We start from the raw sequence: 18,027 nt of genomic DNA, 5'->3' as shown, positions 1-18,027 counted from the left end.
TTGGACGTTCGTATGCAGTAGAAATACAAGCAAGAGCGAATACGGTGACAGGCCGTGCGCCGACAGAATTCCCACAGCGCAGTCACGGGTGTAGCGCGAAACCATGCGGCACACGGGGGTGCCGACGTGCGTGGGTAGAATTCGTGCCGACGAAGGGGTAACAGGTGAAGGATCTGGTCGACACCACGGAGATGTACCTCCGTACCATCTACGACCTCGAGGAAGAGGGCGTGGTGCCCCTGCGTGCGCGCATCGCCGAGCGCCTGGAGCAGAGTGGCCCGACGGTCAGCCAGACCGTCGCGCGGATGGAACGCGATGGTCTGCTGCTGGTCGCCGGTGACCGCCATCTCGAACTGACCGACAAGGGCCGCAGCATGGCGGTCGCGGTCATGCGCAAGCATCGCCTCGCCGAGCGGCTGCTCGTGGACATCATCGGGCTCGACTGGCAGAACGTGCACGCCGAGGCATGCCGCTGGGAACACGTCATGAGCGAGGACGTCGAGCGGCGGCTGGTCGAGGTGCTCAACCACCCGACCACCTCCCCGTACGGCAACCCGATTCCGGGCCTGGACGAGCTGGGCCTCGCCCCGCAGAGCGGCGCCGACGAGACCCTGGTGCGACTGTCGGATCTGCCGCACGGCCAGGTGCACGCGGTCGTGGTGCGTCGCCTCGCCGAGCACATCCAGACTGATCCCGAGGTCATCGGCCAGCTGCGGGAGGCGGGCGTGGTGCCCGACGCGCGTGTGACGGTCGAGACCAAGCCCGGCTCGGTGGTCATCACCGTGCCCGGCCACGCGGGTTTCGAGCTCTCGGACGAGATGGCCCACGCCGTCCAGGTGAAGTTGGTCTGAGGCGTGAAACTTCTGGTCACGGGTGGCGCGGGCTATGTAGGTGGCGTCTGCGCGCAGGTTTTGCTCGAATCGGGGCACGAGGTCGTGGTGGTCGACGATCTGTCGACCGGCAATGCCGAGGGCGTGCCTACCGAGGCGCGATTCGTCGAGGGTGATGTCGCGGTCGCCGCGCCCGCGCTGCTCGAGGCCGAATCCTTCGACGGTGTTCTGCATTTCGCGGCGCAGTCGCTGGTCGGTGAGTCGGTGCAGCAGCCGGAGAAGTACTGGCAGGGCAATGTGGTGAAGACGCTCGAGCTGCTGGAGGCGATGCGCCGCACCGAGACGCCGCGGCTGGTCTTCTCCTCGACCGCGGCGGTGTACGGCGAACCCGAGCGGGTGCCGATCACCGAGGATGCGCCGACCCGGCCGACCAACCCCTACGGCGCCTCCAAGCTGGCCATCGACCACGCCATCACCTCCTATTCGATCGCGCACGGTCTGGCCGCGACCAGCCTGCGCTACTTCAACGTCGCGGGCGCCTACGGCGGCCTCGGCGAAAACCGGGTGGTGGAAACCCATCTCATCCCCCTCGTGCTCCAGGTCGCCCTCGGTCATCGCAAGGCGATCTCGATCTTCGGCACCGACTGGCCCACACCCGACGGCACCGCGGTCCGCGATTACATCCACATTCGCGACCTCGCCGACGCCCACCTGCTGGCCCTCGGCTCCGCCGAATCCGGCACACATCGCATCTGCAATCTCGGCAGCGGCACCGGTTTCTCGGTCCGCGAGGTGATTTCGGCCTGTGAGCGCGTCACCGGCCTGCCCATCGCCGCCCAGGACGCACCGCGCCGCGCCGGTGACCCGGCCACGCTGATCGCGTCCAGCGACCGCGCCATCACCGATCTCGGCTGGCAGCCCAAGCACAACAACCTGGACGAAATCGTCGCCGATGCTTGGGAATTCCTGCGTGACCTCGGTCCGCGGGCACACAGTGCGCAGTAGGCCAGCTCACCATCGAGCGCGGTCCCATGGTGGTCCCGCATTTGCCACGACCACCATGTGACTCGCCAACTCACCTCTGGCCACCCGAGAACGCGAACGGGCTCACCGGACAACCGGCCCCAAGTCGATACCGAGGTCCGCGGCAATGCCGAGCCCGCAGTAGGCAAGGCGGCGCAGCGTATCCGGACGCATCCCGGTGCGCAGTGAGATCTCGAGCAAACTCGCCATCGAATGGGCGGGATCGGCTTCCAAGGCAGCCTGCAGTGCGATGCCGGCGAGCGGCCCGTCACCGCGGATGTAGGCGCTGTAGCCGAGAAGTGTTGCCGCATCGGCGCGGTCGCTTCCCGACAGTGCATGCGTCAACGCCACCCAGAGGGTTTCCGCGGGGCCGGCGTGATCTCCGACGGCCAGCCCGAACAGCGAGTCGCGCACCGTCCGATCACGCAGCGCCGCGGCTAGTTCCGCGTATTCCTGGGCGGTGAGGGTCATACCGGAGTCGATATTGGCGATCTGCCACAGCACATGTTCGAGTGCCCGCCGGCGGTATCCGTCGGGATCACCGCGCCGGACGGCCGCCGCGTACCGCTCGTGCGCGAGCGCGCGGGCGCTGTCCAGATGTGCCGCGACCTGGTGCGCCAGTTCCTCATCCGGTGCGACCAGCGCGGTCAGCTCCGAACGGGTTCCCCGGATCGGCCGCCCTTCGAGCACATGCGCCACCGTCACCATCGATGTGGCCGGATCCGGCAGCGTCCCATGGTGATTCGCATCGAGCAGACTCCACCACCGCTGATCCGCCTCGACGGCGCGCACTGCCCAGGCGCCCTCGAGGTACACCCCGTCCCGGGCCAGTCGGCGCGCGAACGCCGCGATGAGCGTGCCCCACGGTCCCGTACTTCCCGCACCGTTTCGGCGCGTGCGGCGCGGTTCGCGCACCCGGTCATCGACGATGACCGCGAGTACTTCCGTCGCCCCCTCTGCGGCACAGATGTGCGAAACACATTCCGCGTATGCCGCCGCGAGCCCCCGCCGACTCCCGCCTTCCTGATCCAAATCGAACCGCACCACCGCATCGATGATCGGACTCTGCTCCGCATCGGTCGCACCCCGCAGCACCGCCACCACCAGCGACCGCTCCGGCACGAATCCGACCATGGCGGGCACCGCCACAATCAATTCACCGGGATCGTCGACATGCAGTGAATCCCCTGGGATCCGATCCCCGAATTCCGGCGGCGGTTCCGCACAGATTCCCGGTCGCGGCTCTTTCCCGAAACCCCGTGTGCATTCGGACAATTCGTCGTCGACATCACGGTCGAAGAAGGACACCGAATCGATTCGGGCCGAGACCTTGTCCACGGGCCACGTGCGATACGGATGCGCCCCAACGCTATCGCGCGCTGGTTCGTCGAACCGCAGCGCTGGATGCCCTGCAGCTAGATGGTCCGCTGGCTTGTCGGTACCTATCCCGTCACGTGGCCATGCGGCATCTGGACTTTCCATTGGCTGATCGATTCGCACACCGCCGCCCGCATCCGCGCCGTCACGCGAATCCTCGACATCACGGTGGCCCGAGTCGCCGATACGCGACGGGTGGGCGGATTTACGGAGGTGAACGGCCGGGTTTGTGCAAAAACCGGTGCGCGGCGATGCGCCGTCGCCTGGATCTCCGAGGGCGGGAGCGGGATTCGTGGAAGTCGTCATGCATCGAGGGTGCGCTCACCCACCGCGAGGCCCGGGACGCCGACCTGGGGATATCGCGGGACGGAAATGCCCTGTGGAAAACGCTCGGACTGTGGACGAATCGGGAATCGGGCACCGATACGGCGGCGACTATGTCGGTGCCACCTGTTACTGTCTGGCCGCACGCTCCGGCTGCCGATCGGCGAACCCCTCCGTATTCACCCCTTCTCGACCTTCCGCACCGCCGCCGTGAACAGCTCGTCCAATGCCGCGGCATCCGGCTTCGTATCGCCGAATGTCATGTACGTCACCGTGATTCGCACATCGGCGACCTGCCCGGTGAGCGTCTGCATCGACTGCGTCAGCCCGGCGGCGCTCACCTGCGGCACCACCGTGCGGCGCAGCGCGAGCGTGTCGTCGGCATCGATCGCCGGCGGCGCTTGCAGTTCGGTGGTCACAATCGTCGTCGCACCCGCTCGGCTCACATGCACCTGATGACACCGCTGCAACTGGTCACGCAACGCCGACAACGGCTGTCCGGTCCTGGTCAACTCCACGGTCATCGTGGCGCGCGTCTCGTTGTCGGTGCCCACCGCGACGGCCGTCTGATTCGGACCGAATTGCTGAGCGGGCGGGACACATCCGTCGGGCTGCACGGTCGAACCGCGCCCGGCCCCGGTCAGATCCCCCGCCGCCTGCGCGGCCGCCTCCGGTGGCAGCACGACCGCCTCGTATCCGGCCGGGAACTGCGTGGGATCGGGCAGCAGCGCCGAAAGCTGTGCCGTCACATACCGGGTCCCCGTACCAGGACCGGCGGCGACCGGATGTCCGGTCACCGTCGACGCGCAGCCAGCGAGCAGCACCGCACTCGCGGCGAGGGGCACCCAACCCGATACCCCGAATCCGCGTGGCCCCCTGCGCGTCGAATTCGGCACGGTCACCGGTCCACTGTGCCAAACTCCCCGTGCCCGCCCACGATGCCACGCCGGATCCTCGAGTGACCGGGAATGTGCGGGGTACTACTGATGTTGCCCTCTCTTATGGGTCGGTGTCGCCCATGGCAACGTGTGTCGGGGCCATGGGGGACAATGGACAGTGGTTGACCGCCGCGAATTGCCCAACAGGCCTGTGAACCTGAAAGCTCGCGTCGGTGAACCGCGCAGGAAGGAGACGCGATGGACCACGAGTCGCGAATGTACGAGTTGGAGTTCCCAGCTCCGCAGCTGTCGAACGACGATGGCTTGGGTCCGGTCCTGGTACACGGACTGGAGGGCTTCACCGATGCCGGGCATGCGGTGCGGCTGGCCACGACGCACCTGCGCGAGAGTCTCGAGAGCGAGCTGGTCGCCTCGTTCGATGTCGACGAGTTGCTGGACTACCGCTCGCGTCGTCCGCTGATGACGTTCAAGACCGACCACTTCTCGGACTACGCCGAGCCCGAGCTGAATCTCTGGGCGCTGCGCGATACCGCGGGCACCCCGTTCCTGCTGCTGTCCGGCCTGGAACCGGATCTGCGCTGGGAGAAATTCACCACCGCGGTGCGTCTGCTCGCCGAACAGCTCGGTGTGCGGCGCAGCATCGGACTGAGTGCCATCCCGATGGCGATCCCGCATACCCGCCCGCTCGGCATCACCGCGCACTCCTCCGACCGCGACCTCATCGCCGATCATCAGCGCTGGCCGGGTGAACTACAGGTGCCGGGGAGCGCGTCCTCGCTGCTGGAGTATCGGATGGCCCAGCACGGCCACGAATCCGTCGGATTCTCGGTGCATGTGCCGCACTACCTCGCGCAGACCGCCTACCCGGAGGCCGCGCAGACCCTGCTCGAGCACGTCGCCGACAACGCGGGCCTGGAATTCCCACTGGCCGCCCTCGGCGAGGCCGCCGCGCGGGTGCGCGAGCAGGTCAACGAGCACATCGCGGGGAATTCCGAGGTCGAGACCGTGGTGCACGCGCTCGAGCGCCAGTACGACAGCTTCGTCTCCGCGCAGGAACGCCAGTCGAGCCTGCTGGTCGGCGATGGTGAACTGCCCAGCGGCGACGAATTGGGCGCCGAATTCGAGCGCTTCCTGGCCGAGCAGGGCGGCTACGACGGCGACGAGGACGAACAGTCCAACTGACCCGATCACCCTGACGGGGCCGTGGACGGCTGCCCGTAGGGTGGTCGGAGTGGATCTGACCGAACTGCTGGAGATACCGGGAACCGACGCCGACGCGCTCTACGAATCCTTCGGGTCGTGGGCGGCCGAGCAGGGCACCCCGCTGTACCCGGCGCAGGACGAGGCGCTACTGGAATTGGCGTCCGGATCCAATGTCATCCTGGCCACCCCCACCGGATCCGGTAAATCCCTTGTCGCGGTCGGCGCGCATCTGTTCGCGTTGACCCGCGGCCTGCGCACCTACTACACCGCCCCGATCAAAGCGCTGGTCAGCGAGAAGTTCTTCGCCCTGTGCGAGGTTTTCGGCGCGGACAGGGTCGGCATGGTGACCGGTGACGCGGCGGTGAATCCGGAGGCGCCGATCATTTGCGCCACCGCCGAGATCCTGGCGAACATGGCGCTGCGCGAGGGCGCCGCCGCCGATGTCGGCCAGGTCGTGATGGACGAATTCCACTTCTACGCCGATCCGGACCGCGGCTGGGCCTGGCAGGTACCGCTGCTGGAACTTCCGCGCGCCCAATTCCTGCTCATGTCGGCAACTCTCGGCGAGGTCGACTTCTTCGCCGCCGATCTGAAACGCCGCACCGGTAATCCGACCGCTATCGTCGCGGGCACCGAACGTCCTGTCCCGCTGAGCTTTTCCTACGCGCGCACCCCGATCACCGAAACCCTGGAAGATCTCGTCACGACCAACCAGTCACCGGTGTACGTCGTGCATTTCACCCAGGCCGCCGCATTGGAACGCGCACAGGCGCTGACCAGCGTCAACTTCGCCACGCGCGCCGAAAAGGACGCCATCGCAACGGCACTGGGCGATTTCCGCTTCTCCTCCGGGTTCGGCAAGACCCTGTCCCGGCTGATCCGCCATGGAATCGGCGTCCATCACGCGGGCATGCTGCCCAAATACCGCCGCCTGGTGGAGCGCCTGGCACAGGACGGTCTGCTGAAGGTGGTGTGCGGCACCGACACCCTCGGTGTCGGGATCAACGTGCCGATCCGCACGGTACTGCTCACCGGTCTCACCAAATTCGACGGTGTGCGCACCCGCAGGCTCAAGGCCCGCGAATTCCATCAGATCGCCGGCCGCGCGGGCCGCGCGGGCTACGACACCATGGGCACCGTGGTCGTGCAGGCGCCCGACCACGAAGTGGAGAACACCCGGCTGCTGGCCAAGGCGGGCGATGATCCGAAGAAACAGCGCAAGGTGGTGCGCCGCAAACCGCCGGAGGGCTTCGTCTCCTGGAGCGAGGAGACCTTCGACCGGCTCGTCGCCGCGAGCCCCGAACCGATGGTGTCGCGCTTCAACGTGACGAACTCCATGCTGCTCAATGTGATCGCCCGCCCGGGCAATTGCTTCGACGCCATGCGCCATCTGCTGGAGGACAATCACGAGCCCCGCCCCGCGCAACGCCGCCACATCCTGCGCGCCATCCGCCTGTATCGCGCCCTGCGCGATGCCGGTGTGGTGCAACAGCTTCCCGAACCCGATGCACAGGGCCGCCGCGCCAGGCTCACCGTCGACCTGCAGCGCGATTTCGCCCTCGACCAGCCCCTGTCGCCCTTTGCCCTCGCCGCGCTCGACCTGCTCGACAAGGACGCCCCCGGCTACACCCTCGACGTCATCTCCCTCATCGAGTCGACGCTCGAGGATCCGCGCCAGCTGCTGATGGCCCAGCAGCACAAGGCCCGCGGCCAGGCGATCAACGAGATGAAGGCCGACGGCATCGAATACGACGAACGCATGGAGCTGCTGGAAGAGGTCACCTGGCCGAAACCGCTGGCCGAGCTGATCGAACCCGCCTTCGAGACCTACCGGGCCGGGCACCCCTGGATGTCGGAATTCGCGCCGTCTCCCAAATCCGTCGTCCGCGACATGATCGAACGCTCGATGACCTTCGCCGAGCTGATCTCGCATTACGAGCTGGCCCGCTCCGAGGGGGTGGTGCTGCGCTATCTCGCCGACGCCTACCGCGCGCTGCGGCGCACCGTCCCGGAATCCGCGCGCACCGAGGATCTCGACGATATGACCGAATGGCTGGGTGAGCTTGTGCGCCAAGTGGATTCGAGTCTGCTCGACGAATGGGAACAGCTCACCAATCCGGGCGCGGAGACCGATGCCGATCAGCTCGCCTTCGGCGCGGAAACGGTGCGGCCGATCTCGGCCAACGAGCGCGCGTTCAAGGTGATGATCCGCAATGCCATGTTCCGTCGCGTCGAACTCGCCGCGCTGCGCCGCTGGGAGACCCTCGCCGAGCTGGGCACCGGACCGGACTGGGCGGCCGAGCTGACCCCCTATTTCGACGAGTACGAAAGCATCGGCACCGGCCAGGACGCTCGCGGTCCGCAACTGTTCCAGGTGGAACAACGCCCCGGTTTCTGGCAGGTGCGCCAGGTGCTCGACGATCCCGCCGGGGACCGCGGCTGGGCGCTGGCGGCGGTGGTCGATCTCGCCGAGTCCGATGCCGCGGGCGAGGTCGTATTCGACGAGGTCACGGTAGTCGCAGGGTGATCATGATCAAGGTGTCGTCAACGAGTTGGTTACCAGGGGCATCGCGCTGATACTCTCTCGCGCGGTGCCCGAACGAAGGCCGACCCCCAAACGACGGAGAGTTCCCTTAGATTGACCGGTTCAAACCTGCCCGAATCGCCCTATCTGGCCATCCATCCAGAGCGGGTGCGCGAGAACTACCGCGCACTCCAGGCCGCGGTACCCGGAGCCCGAATACGCTTCGCGGTCAAGGCGAGTCCGGTCCCGGAAATCATTCGTCTGCTCGACCGTCACGGCGCGGAGTTCGATGTCGCCAGTGTCGGTGAGATCGAACTGTGCCTGCACGAGGGCGTCGACCCGGCTCACATGTGCTACGGGAACCCGATCAAGAAGGCCGCCCACATCGCGGCTGCCTACGCCGTGGGTGTGCGCCGCTACGCCTTCGACACCGAGGACGATCTGCTGCGCATCGTCGAGCACGCGCCGGGTTCTGAAGTCGAGTGCCGGTTCCTGTCCTCGGCGCCGCAGTCGACGACACCCTTCGGCACCAAATTCGGCTGCTCCCCCACCGAGGCGCTGCGCCTGCTCGTGCGCGCCCGCGATCTCGGACTGATCGTCGGGGGTCCGTACTTCCACGTCGGCTCCCAGCAGACCGACCCGCGGGCCTGGCGCATCGGTATCGAACAGGCGGGCGGCATCGTGGCAGCGCTGGCGGATAAGGATATTCCGGTGCGCTCGGTGAATATCGGTGGCGGCCTGCCCATTTCGTACGTCGAGGCGGCGCCCGCACTCGACGATATCGGCGCCGTCATCGCGGCCGCCACCGCCGAATTCCTGCCCGAGACCGCCGGACTCGTCATCGAGCCCGGCCGCGCGCTCGTAGGTTCGGCGGGCACCATTCACGCCGAGGTCGTCGGCGTGCGCATCGCGCCGGACGGACGGCGCTGGGTGTATCTCGACATCGGCCGCTACAACGGCATGGCCGAGACCGAGAACGAGTACATCGCATACCGCTTCGTCACCGAACGTGACGGAGATCCCGTGGACGAGGCGGTGGTGGCCGGACCGACCTGCGATGGCGACGATGTACTGTATCAACGCACGAAGGTCCTTCTTCCGACCTCGTTGCGAGCCGGTGATCGCATCCAGATCCTCGATACCGGCGCCTATACCGCGAGCTATTCGTCGGTGTCCTTCAATGGTTTTCCGCCCTTGACCGTTCATGTCTCGGGCGCTGAGCGAGAGTGAGTTTGCCTATGACGGCGGAATTCACCGGCTGGCATGTGCTGGCCGAGTTCGGTGGTGTCGACGCAGATCTCTGCGACGATCTCGAACGACTCGAATCGGCGTTGCGTGAGTCTCTGATCGCGGCGGGCGTCACCATCTGCGATGTCGTACACAAGAAGTTCGATCCGCAGGGGGTGACCGTCCTCGCGCTGTTGTCGGAGTCCCACGCCTCGATTCACACTTATCCGGAGTCCGGCGACATCTTTGTCGACGTATTCACCTGCGGAAGTATCGGCGCCGGCGCGTCGAAGGCTGTCGAACTACTGCGAGACAAGTTGTCTCCCAGGGATGTTCGCATGCAGGTCATCCAGCGCGGGCACGGCTCGACGCGGATCGAGGAGCCGGTGGGCAATGGCCTGACCCGCATCTGGGATCTGCACGAGATCATCGTCGACACCCATACTCCGTTCCAGCACATGGTGATCGCGCGCACCGAACAGGGCATCAGCCTGTTCTCCGACGACGATCGCCAGTCCACGGAGTTCTCCCAGCTGACCTATCACGAGGCGATGATGGTCCCGGCCTTCGCGCTGGCCGCGAAGCTGGACAAGGTGCTGATCATCGGGTCGGGCGAGGGTGTGGCCAGCCAGATGTCGGTCGCCGCGGGCGCGACGCTGGTGGATCACGTCGATATCGACCAGCGCGAGGTCGAGTTGTGCGCCGAGCACCTGCCCTACGGCTACACCAGCGACGAGCTGGCCGCCGCGGTGAAGGGTGCGGGCCCGGTCAAGGTGCACTATGCCGACGGCTGGGACTTCCTTGCCAACGCGGACGAGGCGGGCACCCGCTACGACGTCATAGTCATCGATCTGCCCGATGAGCGGGTCGAGGACGCGCAGCACAACCGGCTCTACGAGTCGGAGTTCCTGTCGCGATGTCGGGCGCTGCTCGCACCCGGCGGGGTGCTCAGCGCACAGGCCGGATGCGCGACGATGTGGCGCAACGAGACGCTGAAGCGGTCCTGGAAGCGCTTCCACGAACAGTTCGGCACCGTGGTGCAGTACGGCAGCGACGAGCACGAGTGGACATTCCTGTTCGGGTTGAACGAGCGAATCGATGACCCGGTGCAGGCGATGACCGATCGGCTGGGCACGCTGCCCTACCGCGCCGAGACGATCGATGCGCGGGCGCTGGTGCGCGGCGCGATCGAACCGCACGCGCTGCGCGTCTAGCAGCACTCTCGAATCGCACCGGTTCCCAAGGGTTTTCCCTTCGAGCCGGTGCGATTCAGCGTTCGACCGGAGTGTCCGCTCGTGGCCGAGAACTGAATGGTTATCGCGTGAAATGGATCTCGCTGTGTCGGGGCGGGGCGGTGGTCGCGTAGCGGATCTGCTGGTTGCCCGGCCGTGTGCGCTGCCATCGGCCGAACCGCTGTACGAGTACTGCAATGGGCAGTGCGCCGGTCAGTAGCGCCATCGGTTCGCCGATGCATTTTCGTTTGCCGAGACCGAACGGCAGGCGAGCGGGTCCGAGCGCGATGAACAGCTGGTCGCCCCGATGCAGCGGGCGTCCGGCCAGTTCGGTATCGACCGCGACGTGGCGGAAGATGAGCGGGAACGACGGTCGCTGTGCCACAACATCGCCGAAAAACGATGTGAGCAGGGGCAACCGGGCGAGATCGGCTGCGGCCGGTGCGCGACTCGCCAGCACTTGTTCGACTTCGGTCCGCAATTCGACCAGCTCGGCGGGATGGTCGGCCAGCCGCACACATGCCCACGCCTGAGCACATGCCGTGCTATCGAAACCTGCCATCAAGTGGCTTATCACCTGATCGCGTATCCGCTGGCCCGGAAGTTCCGGACGCACCTGCAGTAGGTGTCCGAGCAGGTCGCTCGCGCAATCGTCCATTGTGCGCCGCCGGTCGATGATGGCGTGGACCTCGGCGTCCATGGCGGCGATGGCGCGCCGGTACTTGCCGCCGCCGATCCGGAACCACTGCTTGCGCTGGCTGTCGAAGATGGGCTGGGCCAGTCGCACCAGTGCCGCGCAATCGACGGACTGACCGAAAAGATGCCGTGCCAGCAGTTCTACGTTGAGCAGTTTGAATTCGGTGAACACGTCGACGGCTCGGTCCGGATGCCAGCTGTCGATCCGGTCGTTCAATCGGTGGACACTCTCGTGCGCGAGCGGCGCGAGCTCGGAAGTCGCGAACGCGGGATTCGTGTGATCACGCAATGTACGCCACAGTCGCGGATCGTTGACCACGAACAAACCCTCGTCGCCGGTTGCGTTACGGATGATCCGGTAGATCGGACCACCTTTGTCGAATTCGCCCGCACCGGTACGCAACACACGGTCGATGAGATCGCTGTCGGTGATCAGCCAGGACCGGCCCGGCAATGGCACCCTGACCCGCATGATCCCGCCATTGCGCCGTGCCCGCGCGATCAGTGCGGACGGAACGTCACGGTCGATAATCGCCTGTCGCCAACCGATCTCGGCTCGAACCTCGCCGGGCATAGCCATGCTGCTCCTACACCGGATACATCGGATCTCAGGTTAATAGTCGGCTGGCGCGTCTGCCATTCCTGTATGCGGCGCGCGCCGAGCAACTGCATGTCCGGGCTGTACCGTAGTGGCCTCAGCGCCCATTCCTGCCTCGATCCCGCAGGAGATCCCGCTGAATCCGAGCAAGAATGGGCGAACGAGCACACGACCTATGCCTGTTTGCGCCAGTCCTCGACGTTCATCCCGCCGATACCCCAATCGGTCAGCTCGACCTCGTCGATCACGACGAACGTGGTCGCCGGGTCCTTGCCGAGGACATCACGGAGCAGGTCGGTTACGCCCTTGATCAGTTGGGTCTTCTGATCTCGCGTGACACCCTCGTTGGTGACCTTGATATTGACATAAGGCATTATGCGGCCCTTCCCGAGATGAACCCGCCGTCGACGGGGAAGATGTGGCCGGTGGTGAAGGCGGCGTCCGCGAGATACAGTACCGCTGCGGTGGTTTCGCTCACTTCACCGATTCGGTTGAGCAAAGCCAGTCGGCCCGAGGCGCTTTCGTCGCCGTCACCGAACAGTGGTGTGCGAATGATGCCGGGCGCGACGGCATTGACCCGAATGCCGTCCGCGGCGAGTTCCGCGGCAAGGCTCGTGGTCAACGCGTGGACGCCGCCCTTGCTGACCAGTGCGGCCGATGCGGGCAGCCCCGCGAGCGCGTGGTTGATCAGCACCGTCCCGATATTCACAATGCTGCCACCGCTTTTCTGCGCTCGCAGCTGACGCACGACGGCCTGTGTGGTGAAGAAGGTCCCTTTCAGGTTGCCGTTCAGGTAACTGTCCAGATCCGCCTCGGTGACATCGACGAACGGCTTGACCCCGAAGATCCCGGCATTGTTCACCAGCACATCGACGCGACCGAAACGTTCCACCGCAAGCCGCACGAGCTCGGAACCCGTTGTGGGCGTGCCGATATCACCGGCGAATACCGCCAACCTCGATGGCTCGCCCAACGAGTCCGCCACCGCCGCGAGCTTGTCCGCATCCCGCCCGTTGAGCACGACATTGTCACCACGCTCCACGAAGGTCCGAGCGATATCGCGCCCGATCCCACTGGAGGATCCGGTGACGATGACCGTCTTGACCATATTTTTCTCTCTTTCTCGTGATACTTACCGATACGACCGGTCGTCTTGGAATGGATACATGGCCACCCAAAGCGGCAATACCTACGGGTCAGGGTCGAAAGTAGTCATCCAGCAGTCGACGCAAACACTTGTGCAGCGGTTCGAGCGAACGCTGGATCTTCATCCTGATCACCGCGCCCTCCCACGATTCCAACAGCAGATCAGCCAATTCCGTGGCGTCGATATCGTCGCGAATCGCCCCGAGCTCCTGTGCCTGCCGCAATGCCGCCGCCACCCCGTCGCGCCAGGAATTCCAGGCCCCCACCAAGGATTCCCGCAGCACCTCACTGCCCTCGAGTTCCCCGCCGAGGTTCGCGATCAGGCATCCACCGGTGAACTCCGCCCGCACGAAATCATCCATGAGCCGCCCGAAGAACTCCCGCAACCCGGCGACCGGATCCGGCGAAGTCCCGAGCGCCTCGGCCAGATTCCGCTGCACACACAGCGAATGGTGGTCGATGATGGCCTGCCCGAAACTCTCTTTGCTATCGAAGTAGTTGTAGAACGAACCCTTCGGCACGCCGACCGCATCCAGGATCTGCTTGATACCGGTCCCGTGATAGCCGTTCGTCAGGAACCCGGCAGCGCCCTGCTCCACCAGAAGCTGCCGAGTGTCATCACTGCGTCGGGGTCGCGCCATGGAGTTAATATATGACCGGTCGTCTTGGAATGGCAAATCCGACCTTGATTCAGATCAATCGTCGCCATTCGGCGCACCGAGCCACGAACGTACCCAGATGCTCGGCAGCAAAGCGCTCGGCATACCAATCATCCTGCGCGACAACGGAAGTCCACACATACGTCCACGCCGATATGGCCGGACCGAGTCGAACCCGCCGCAACTCGTACTCGTCATCCTCGAACGCATCCAGCACCGCCCACTCCCGCGCGTCGAGCCCCGACAACACCACACCTCGGGCAACCCCGCCCACGGCGGGCACCAGCCCGGGATAAACCCGCCCCGGCAGTGCCGCCACCCGCCACCCGGTCAGCTCCGCCGCCACCAATTCCGGACACCTCCCGAACAATTCGACCAGCACCTCCGGAAACTGCAATGTTCCGTAGACGAACAGCTGATCGCCGTTCGCGATCGAGCGACCGAGCCGCTGTCCCGGCTCGGTCGACACATCGACACCCGACTCATCCACCGTGAACCCTTTCCAACTGCCTACCAGCGGAGATTACGCCCGACGATCCGATAGATCCGCGCCGGAACCGGGGCTGCTCACCCGACAGCGTCGAGATGGCCGGACGCTCCGACCGAGCCAGAGCATTACCTCACCCGAATAGCGTCTTCACACGAACGCATCGGCGTTGCGTACGCACCATTCGGCGAACGTCCGCGGACTTCTGCCGAGCAGCTCACGCACCGTGTCGGTGCGGAACCCCACCGTATCGGCGCGCATCAACTCGAACCCCTCGATGATCGCCGCCGCCAACGCCGACGGCGCACCACCCGGATAGCGGGATTCCAAAGCCTCCTGCGGTGTGGCCGCCTCGTGCACCTCGACGGCGCGACCGATCGTGCGGGCAATGGTCGCGACCTGTTCTGCGACAGTAAAGGTTTCCGTGCCGGTGAGGGTGTATGTCATGCCGTGGTGGCCGTCGCCGATGAGGACCTCGACCGCCACCGCGGCGATATCGGCGGGGTCGATCGGGGCAAAACGACCGGGCCCGGTGGGATCGAGGACCGCACCGCCGGAGCGGATCGTCTGCGCCCACGCCAGCGCATTCGTCATGAATCCACCGGGCCGCAGCACGGTCACCGGTATGCCGGATCCGGCGACGATCCGCTCGCGCTCGAGATGCCAACGCCCCATGGCCGGCACCGGATCGCCCATCGCATTGAACGACGACAACTGCACGATATGTCGCACTCCGGCCGCTCGCGCCGCGTTCACCGCATCGACGGTGTGCTCCAGACCGATGCCGGGCACCAGCAGAAACAGCGCATCGGCACCGCCGAATGCGGGCGCGAGGGTAGCCGGATCGTCCAGATCGCCGACGATCAACTCACCCCCACCCGGATCCGCGACACGAGCCGGATCGCGCACGAGAACACGAAATTCCGCACCTCTTGCAGCGAGTTCGCCGACGAGTTCACGACCGATATTTCCGGTGCCACCGGTGACCACTATCATCAGATCTCCATATCACTAGCCGTCTAACGAATTTGAACGTTAGACGGCTAACGATCTATTCGTCAATAGCCAAGGAGATCGACAGATGCCCGAATTCCTCGACCTACACGGCCGCAGCTCGAAGGTGCTGCGCGCACTCGCGGACCGCGAAATGCGTACGCATGGATTGCATCTGGGCCAGAATTACGTGCTGGCCCTGCTATGGGAGCAGGACGGGCGCACCCCGGGCGAGGTCGCCGCCGCACTGAACGTCACCACCCCGACGGTGGTCAAGATGGCCACCCGTATGACCGCCGCGGACCTGCTGGAGCGCCGTCGCGACGACCACGACAACCGCTTGGTCCGCCTCTGGCTCACCGATAAGGGCCGCGCCCTCCAACTGCCGATCGAGGCACAGCGACAAGCCTTGGAGGACAAGGTGACCGCCGACCTCACCCCCACCGAACGCCGTCACCTCATGAGCGCCCTGCGCAAAATCCACCGCACCGCAACCGAACTCCTCGGCGACGCGGCACCCTGATCCCGCGGATTCAGTTCACTACGGGCCGCTGGGACCGAATGATCTCCGCCAGCCGTTCGTAATCATCCGCACGTGCCGTCGATGCGCGAAACGCCAGACCGAGCGTGCGCCCCGGAGCGGGGGCGGCGAAATGCGCGGTTTCCAATGTGCCGCGCGCGGTTTCGGCGGCGACCGCCATCTCCGGAATCAGCGTCACCCCGAGACCGCCTGCGACACACTGGACCACGGTTGCCAGCGACGCGGCACGAGTATCGCCGACCGCGCCCGGATGGGCATCGGCGGAGCGGCAGAACTCCAGGGTCTGATCACGCAGGCAGTGCCCCTCGTCGAGCAGCAGCAGCGGCAGCGCGTCCAGGGTGGCGGGTGCGATATCGGTGCGACCGGCCAGCTCGTGACCGCGCGGAGTCACCAGGACGAATTCCTCGGTGTACAACGGGATCTCGACGAGACCGGGCGCTTCGGTCGGCAGCGCGAGCAGCGCCACATCCAGGACACCGGTGCGCAATCCCTCCAGCAGCCGGGCGGTTTGGTCCTCGACCACCTGAGGATTCAAAGCGGGCAATACCCTGCGCAATTCGGGCAGCAGATCCGGCAGCACATATGGGGCAACCGTCGGGATGATGCCGATCCGCAGGGTGCCACCCAGACTGTCACCGGTCGCCGAGGCGACGAATCGATCGGCCGCCTCGAGGGTCGCCGTCGCCTGCGGCAGCAGCCGCGTACCCGCGGCGGTGACGAGCACCCGCCGGGTGCTTCGCTCGATCAGCTGCAGCCCGAGCCCGTGTTCCAATGCGGCCAGTGCCTGCGATAACGTGGGCTGGCTCACGCTGAGCCGCGCGGCCGCGGTGCCGAAGTGGCGGTACTCCGCGACCGCTACGAACGCACGCAGCTGCGACAGGGTCGGCTGATAAGTCTGATCAGTCACGCCTATCAGTGTAGTGCGACTGATCACGTTTACCTTTCACCGGCCTTTGGGCAAGATCACCAGTGAGCTTTTCGATCCACTCGCTCTAGCAAACCGACTGACGAGGAGACAAGCATGGCTTTGCTGACCATCGGCGACCAGTTCCCGGCATACAACCTCACCGCGGTGATCGGCGGTGACCTGTCGAAGGTCGACGCTCAGCAGCCTGACGACTACTTCACCCGCATCACCTCCGACGACCACGCCGGCAAGTGGCGCATCGTCTTCTTCTGGCCCAAGGACTTCACCTTCGTGTGCCCGACCGAGATCGCCGCCTTCGGCAAGCTCAACGAGGAGTTCGAGGACCGCGACGCGCAGGTGCTCGGCGCCTCGGTCGACAACGAGTTCGTGCACTTCCAGTGGCGCGCCCAGCACGAGGATCTCAAGACCCTCCCGTTCCCGATGCTGAGCGACCTCAAGCGTGAATTGGCCTCCGCCACCGGCGTTCTCAACGCCGACGGCGTCGCCGACCGCGCCACCTTCATCATCGACCCGAACAACGAGATCCAGTTCGTCTCGGTGACCGCGGGTTCGGTCGGCCGCAATGTCGACGAGGTGCTGCGCGTGCTGGACGCACTGCAGTCCGACGAGCTGTGCGCCTGCAACTGGAAGAAGGGCGATCCGACCATCAACGCGGGCGAACTGCTCGCCGCGAGCGTCTGAGCATTATCCGAACCACCTGAAAACCCCCGAACGAGAAGAGGATTCGCCGAATGAGCATTGAGACCCTGAAGAACTCCCTTCCCGAGTACGCAAAGGACCTCAAGCTCAATCTGTCGTCCATCGCACGCACCACCGTGCTGAACGAACAGCAGCTGTGGGGCACGCTGCTCGCATCGGCGGCCGCGACCCGGTCGGCGACGACGCTGCGGGAAATCGCCGAGGAAGCCGCGGACAATCTGTCGGCAGAGGCCTACAACGCCGCACTCGGCGCCGCCTCGATCATGGGCATGAACAATGTGTTCTACCGGGGCAAAGCGTTTCTGGAGGGCCGCTACGACGATCTGCGTGCCGGTCTGCGGATGAACATCATCGGCAACCCGGGTGTCGACAAGGCCGATTTCGAGCTGTGGTCGTTCGCGGTCTCCTCGATCAACGGTTGTGCGCACTGCTTGGAGGCGCACGAGAAGACCCTGCGCGAGGCGGGCATCTCGCGTGAGGTGATCTTCGAATCGCTGCGCGCGGCCGCCATCGTCGCCGGTGTCGGCCAGGCCGTGCAATCCACGGAGACGCTGGCCACCGCCGCGGTCTGATATCTCGCCGGAAACACGCAACGGCCCCGTCCGAATGGACGGGGCCGTTGCCGTTTCCGCGACGACCGG

18 protein-coding genes are annotated in these 18,027 nt (G+C 65.7%); 9 read left to right on the top strand and 9 right to left on the bottom strand.

Going from position 1 to position 18,027, the window contains the following annotated elements:
- Positions 1–164 precede the first annotated feature (164 nt).
- Both ACQPZ2_RS16465 and galE read left to right on the top strand, forming a co-directional pair.
- Positions 165–851 (top strand): metal-dependent transcriptional regulator, encoded by a 687-nt coding sequence (locus tag ACQPZ2_RS16465; RefSeq protein WP_040692605.1) that lies wholly within the window; start codon positions 165–167, stop codon positions 849–851.
- Positions 852–854: 3 nt separating this feature from the next.
- Positions 855–1,835 carry a UDP-glucose 4-epimerase GalE gene (galE, locus tag ACQPZ2_RS16460; RefSeq protein WP_433526350.1) on the top strand — a complete coding sequence of 327 codons (981 nt, stop codon included), beginning with the start codon at positions 855–857 and terminating at the stop codon, positions 1,833–1,835.
- Between the two features lie 102 nt (positions 1,836–1,937).
- Here the strand turns inward: galE and ACQPZ2_RS16455 are convergent, their stop codons facing one another.
- Both ACQPZ2_RS16455 and ACQPZ2_RS16450 read right to left on the bottom strand, forming a co-directional pair.
- Entirely contained in the window at positions 1,938–3,191 is a 1,254-nt protein-coding gene (locus ACQPZ2_RS16455) for a DUF4192 domain-containing protein (RefSeq protein ID WP_433526349.1), read from the bottom strand.
- Positions 3,192–3,733: 542 nt separating this feature from the next.
- Complete coding sequence (locus ACQPZ2_RS16450; RefSeq protein WP_433526348.1) at positions 3,734–4,456, bottom strand: sensor domain-containing protein; 723 nt, start codon at positions 4,454–4,456, stop codon at positions 3,734–3,736.
- 234 nt (positions 4,457–4,690) lie between these two features.
- Here ACQPZ2_RS16450 and ACQPZ2_RS16445 point away from each other — a divergent pair, with 234 nt between their 5' ends.
- The 4 genes from ACQPZ2_RS16445 to speD all read left to right on the top strand — a co-directional run bounded on the left by ACQPZ2_RS16445 (position 4,691) and on the right by speD (position 10,621).
- Positions 4,691–5,635: a PAC2 family protein gene (locus tag ACQPZ2_RS16445; RefSeq protein WP_063038328.1), complete on the top strand. Its 945-nt coding sequence runs from the start codon at positions 4,691–4,693 to the stop codon at positions 5,633–5,635.
- Between the two features lie 49 nt (positions 5,636–5,684).
- Positions 5,685–8,183, top strand: coding sequence for a DEAD/DEAH box helicase (locus ACQPZ2_RS16440; protein WP_433526347.1), 2,499 nt, complete (start codon positions 5,685–5,687; stop codon positions 8,181–8,183).
- A 126-nt stretch (positions 8,184–8,309) separates the two neighbouring features.
- The gene (locus ACQPZ2_RS16435) at positions 8,310–9,410 is read left to right on the top strand and encodes a type III PLP-dependent enzyme (protein ID WP_433527439.1); all 1,101 of its coding nucleotides are present in this window, start codon (positions 8,310–8,312) and stop codon (positions 9,408–9,410) included.
- An 8-nt stretch (positions 9,411–9,418) separates the two neighbouring features.
- Complete coding sequence (gene speD, locus ACQPZ2_RS16430; RefSeq protein ID WP_433526346.1) at positions 9,419–10,621, top strand: adenosylmethionine decarboxylase; 1,203 nt, start codon at positions 9,419–9,421, stop codon at positions 10,619–10,621.
- A gap of 100 nt (positions 10,622–10,721) precedes the next feature.
- On the opposite strand, the gene ACQPZ2_RS16425 is transcribed toward speD, so the two are convergent.
- The 6 genes from ACQPZ2_RS16425 to ACQPZ2_RS16400 all read right to left on the bottom strand — a co-directional run bounded on the left by ACQPZ2_RS16425 (position 10,722) and on the right by ACQPZ2_RS16400 (position 15,221).
- Positions 10,722–11,915, bottom strand: coding sequence for a cytochrome P450 (locus ACQPZ2_RS16425; RefSeq protein ID WP_433526345.1), 1,194 nt, complete (start codon positions 11,913–11,915; stop codon positions 10,722–10,724).
- 191 nt (positions 11,916–12,106) lie between these two features.
- The gene (locus tag ACQPZ2_RS16420; RefSeq protein ID WP_387284894.1) at positions 12,107–12,307 is read right to left on the bottom strand and encodes a tautomerase family protein; all 201 of its coding nucleotides are present in this window, start codon (positions 12,305–12,307) and stop codon (positions 12,107–12,109) included.
- Complete coding sequence (locus ACQPZ2_RS16415; RefSeq protein ID WP_433526344.1) at positions 12,307–13,041, bottom strand: SDR family NAD(P)-dependent oxidoreductase; 735 nt, start codon at positions 13,039–13,041, stop codon at positions 12,307–12,309. Before ACQPZ2_RS16415 ends, ACQPZ2_RS16420 begins: the two co-directional genes overlap by 1 nt.
- A gap of 88 nt (positions 13,042–13,129) precedes the next feature.
- Entirely contained in the window at positions 13,130–13,720 is a 591-nt protein-coding gene (locus tag ACQPZ2_RS16410) for a TetR family transcriptional regulator C-terminal domain-containing protein (RefSeq protein WP_433526343.1), read from the bottom strand.
- A gap of 49 nt (positions 13,721–13,769) precedes the next feature.
- Entirely contained in the window at positions 13,770–14,228 is a 459-nt protein-coding gene (locus ACQPZ2_RS16405; RefSeq protein WP_433526342.1) for a gamma-glutamylcyclotransferase family protein, read from the bottom strand.
- A gap of 147 nt (positions 14,229–14,375) precedes the next feature.
- Positions 14,376–15,221 carry an NAD(P)H-binding protein gene (locus tag ACQPZ2_RS16400; RefSeq protein ID WP_433526341.1) on the bottom strand — a complete coding sequence of 282 codons (846 nt, stop codon included), beginning with the start codon at positions 15,219–15,221 and terminating at the stop codon, positions 14,376–14,378.
- Positions 15,222–15,306: 85 nt separating this feature from the next.
- Between ACQPZ2_RS16400 and ACQPZ2_RS16395 the strand changes: the two genes are divergently transcribed.
- Positions 15,307–15,741, top strand: coding sequence for a MarR family winged helix-turn-helix transcriptional regulator (locus ACQPZ2_RS16395; protein ID WP_433526340.1), 435 nt, complete (start codon positions 15,307–15,309; stop codon positions 15,739–15,741).
- 10 nt (positions 15,742–15,751) lie between these two features.
- On the opposite strand, the gene ACQPZ2_RS16390 is transcribed toward ACQPZ2_RS16395, so the two are convergent.
- Entirely contained in the window at positions 15,752–16,666 is a 915-nt protein-coding gene (locus tag ACQPZ2_RS16390) for a hydrogen peroxide-inducible genes activator (RefSeq protein ID WP_433526339.1), read from the bottom strand.
- A gap of 114 nt (positions 16,667–16,780) precedes the next feature.
- On the opposite strand from ACQPZ2_RS16390, the gene ACQPZ2_RS16385 reads away from it, so the two are divergent.
- Both ACQPZ2_RS16385 and ACQPZ2_RS16380 read left to right on the top strand, forming a co-directional pair.
- Positions 16,781–17,368, top strand: a complete 588-nt coding sequence (locus tag ACQPZ2_RS16385; protein WP_040692624.1) for a peroxiredoxin — start codon at positions 16,781–16,783, stop codon at positions 17,366–17,368.
- A 50-nt stretch (positions 17,369–17,418) separates the two neighbouring features.
- On the top strand, positions 17,419–17,958 hold the full coding sequence (locus ACQPZ2_RS16380) for a carboxymuconolactone decarboxylase family protein (protein ID WP_433526338.1): 540 nt from the start codon (positions 17,419–17,421) through the stop codon (positions 17,956–17,958).
- Positions 17,959–18,027 lie beyond the last annotated feature (69 nt).

Origin of the sequence: Nocardia pseudovaccinii, assembly GCF_050942345.1 — a bacterium.
In the GTDB taxonomy this organism is placed as follows: Bacteria; Actinomycetota; Actinomycetes; order Mycobacteriales; family Mycobacteriaceae; genus Nocardia; species Nocardia pseudovaccinii.
Note: the sequence above shows the minus strand (reverse complement) of the source record. Positions and strands in the feature narration are given on the sequence as shown.

What these genes read in the sequence shown, in the direction of transcription:
- ACQPZ2_RS16410 (WP_433526343.1), bottom strand. Translation starts at nt 13,720, where the DNA reads ATGGCGCGACCCCGACGCAGTGATGACACTCGGCAGCTTCTGGTGGAG.
- ACQPZ2_RS16425 (WP_433526345.1), bottom strand. Translation starts at nt 11,915, where the DNA reads ATGGCTATGCCCGGCGAGGTTCGAGCCGAGATCGGTTGGCGACAGGCG.
- ACQPZ2_RS16415 (WP_433526344.1), bottom strand. Translation starts at nt 13,041, where the DNA reads ATGGTCAAGACGGTCATCGTCACCGGATCCTCCAGTGGGATCGGGCGC.
- ACQPZ2_RS16420 (WP_387284894.1), bottom strand. Translation starts at nt 12,307, where the DNA reads ATGCCTTATGTCAATATCAAGGTCACCAACGAGGGTGTCACGCGAGAT.
- ACQPZ2_RS16380 (WP_433526338.1), top strand. Translation starts at nt 17,419, where the DNA reads ATGAGCATTGAGACCCTGAAGAACTCCCTTCCCGAGTACGCAAAGGAC.
- speD (WP_433526346.1), top strand. Translation starts at nt 9,419, where the DNA reads ATGACGGCGGAATTCACCGGCTGGCATGTGCTGGCCGAGTTCGGTGGT.
- ACQPZ2_RS16385 (WP_040692624.1), top strand. Translation starts at nt 16,781, where the DNA reads ATGGCTTTGCTGACCATCGGCGACCAGTTCCCGGCATACAACCTCACC.
- ACQPZ2_RS16445 (WP_063038328.1), top strand. Translation starts at nt 4,691, where the DNA reads ATGGACCACGAGTCGCGAATGTACGAGTTGGAGTTCCCAGCTCCGCAG.
- ACQPZ2_RS16395 (WP_433526340.1), top strand. Translation starts at nt 15,307, where the DNA reads ATGCCCGAATTCCTCGACCTACACGGCCGCAGCTCGAAGGTGCTGCGC.
- ACQPZ2_RS16400 (WP_433526341.1), bottom strand. Translation starts at nt 15,221, where the DNA reads ATGATAGTGGTCACCGGTGGCACCGGAAATATCGGTCGTGAACTCGTC.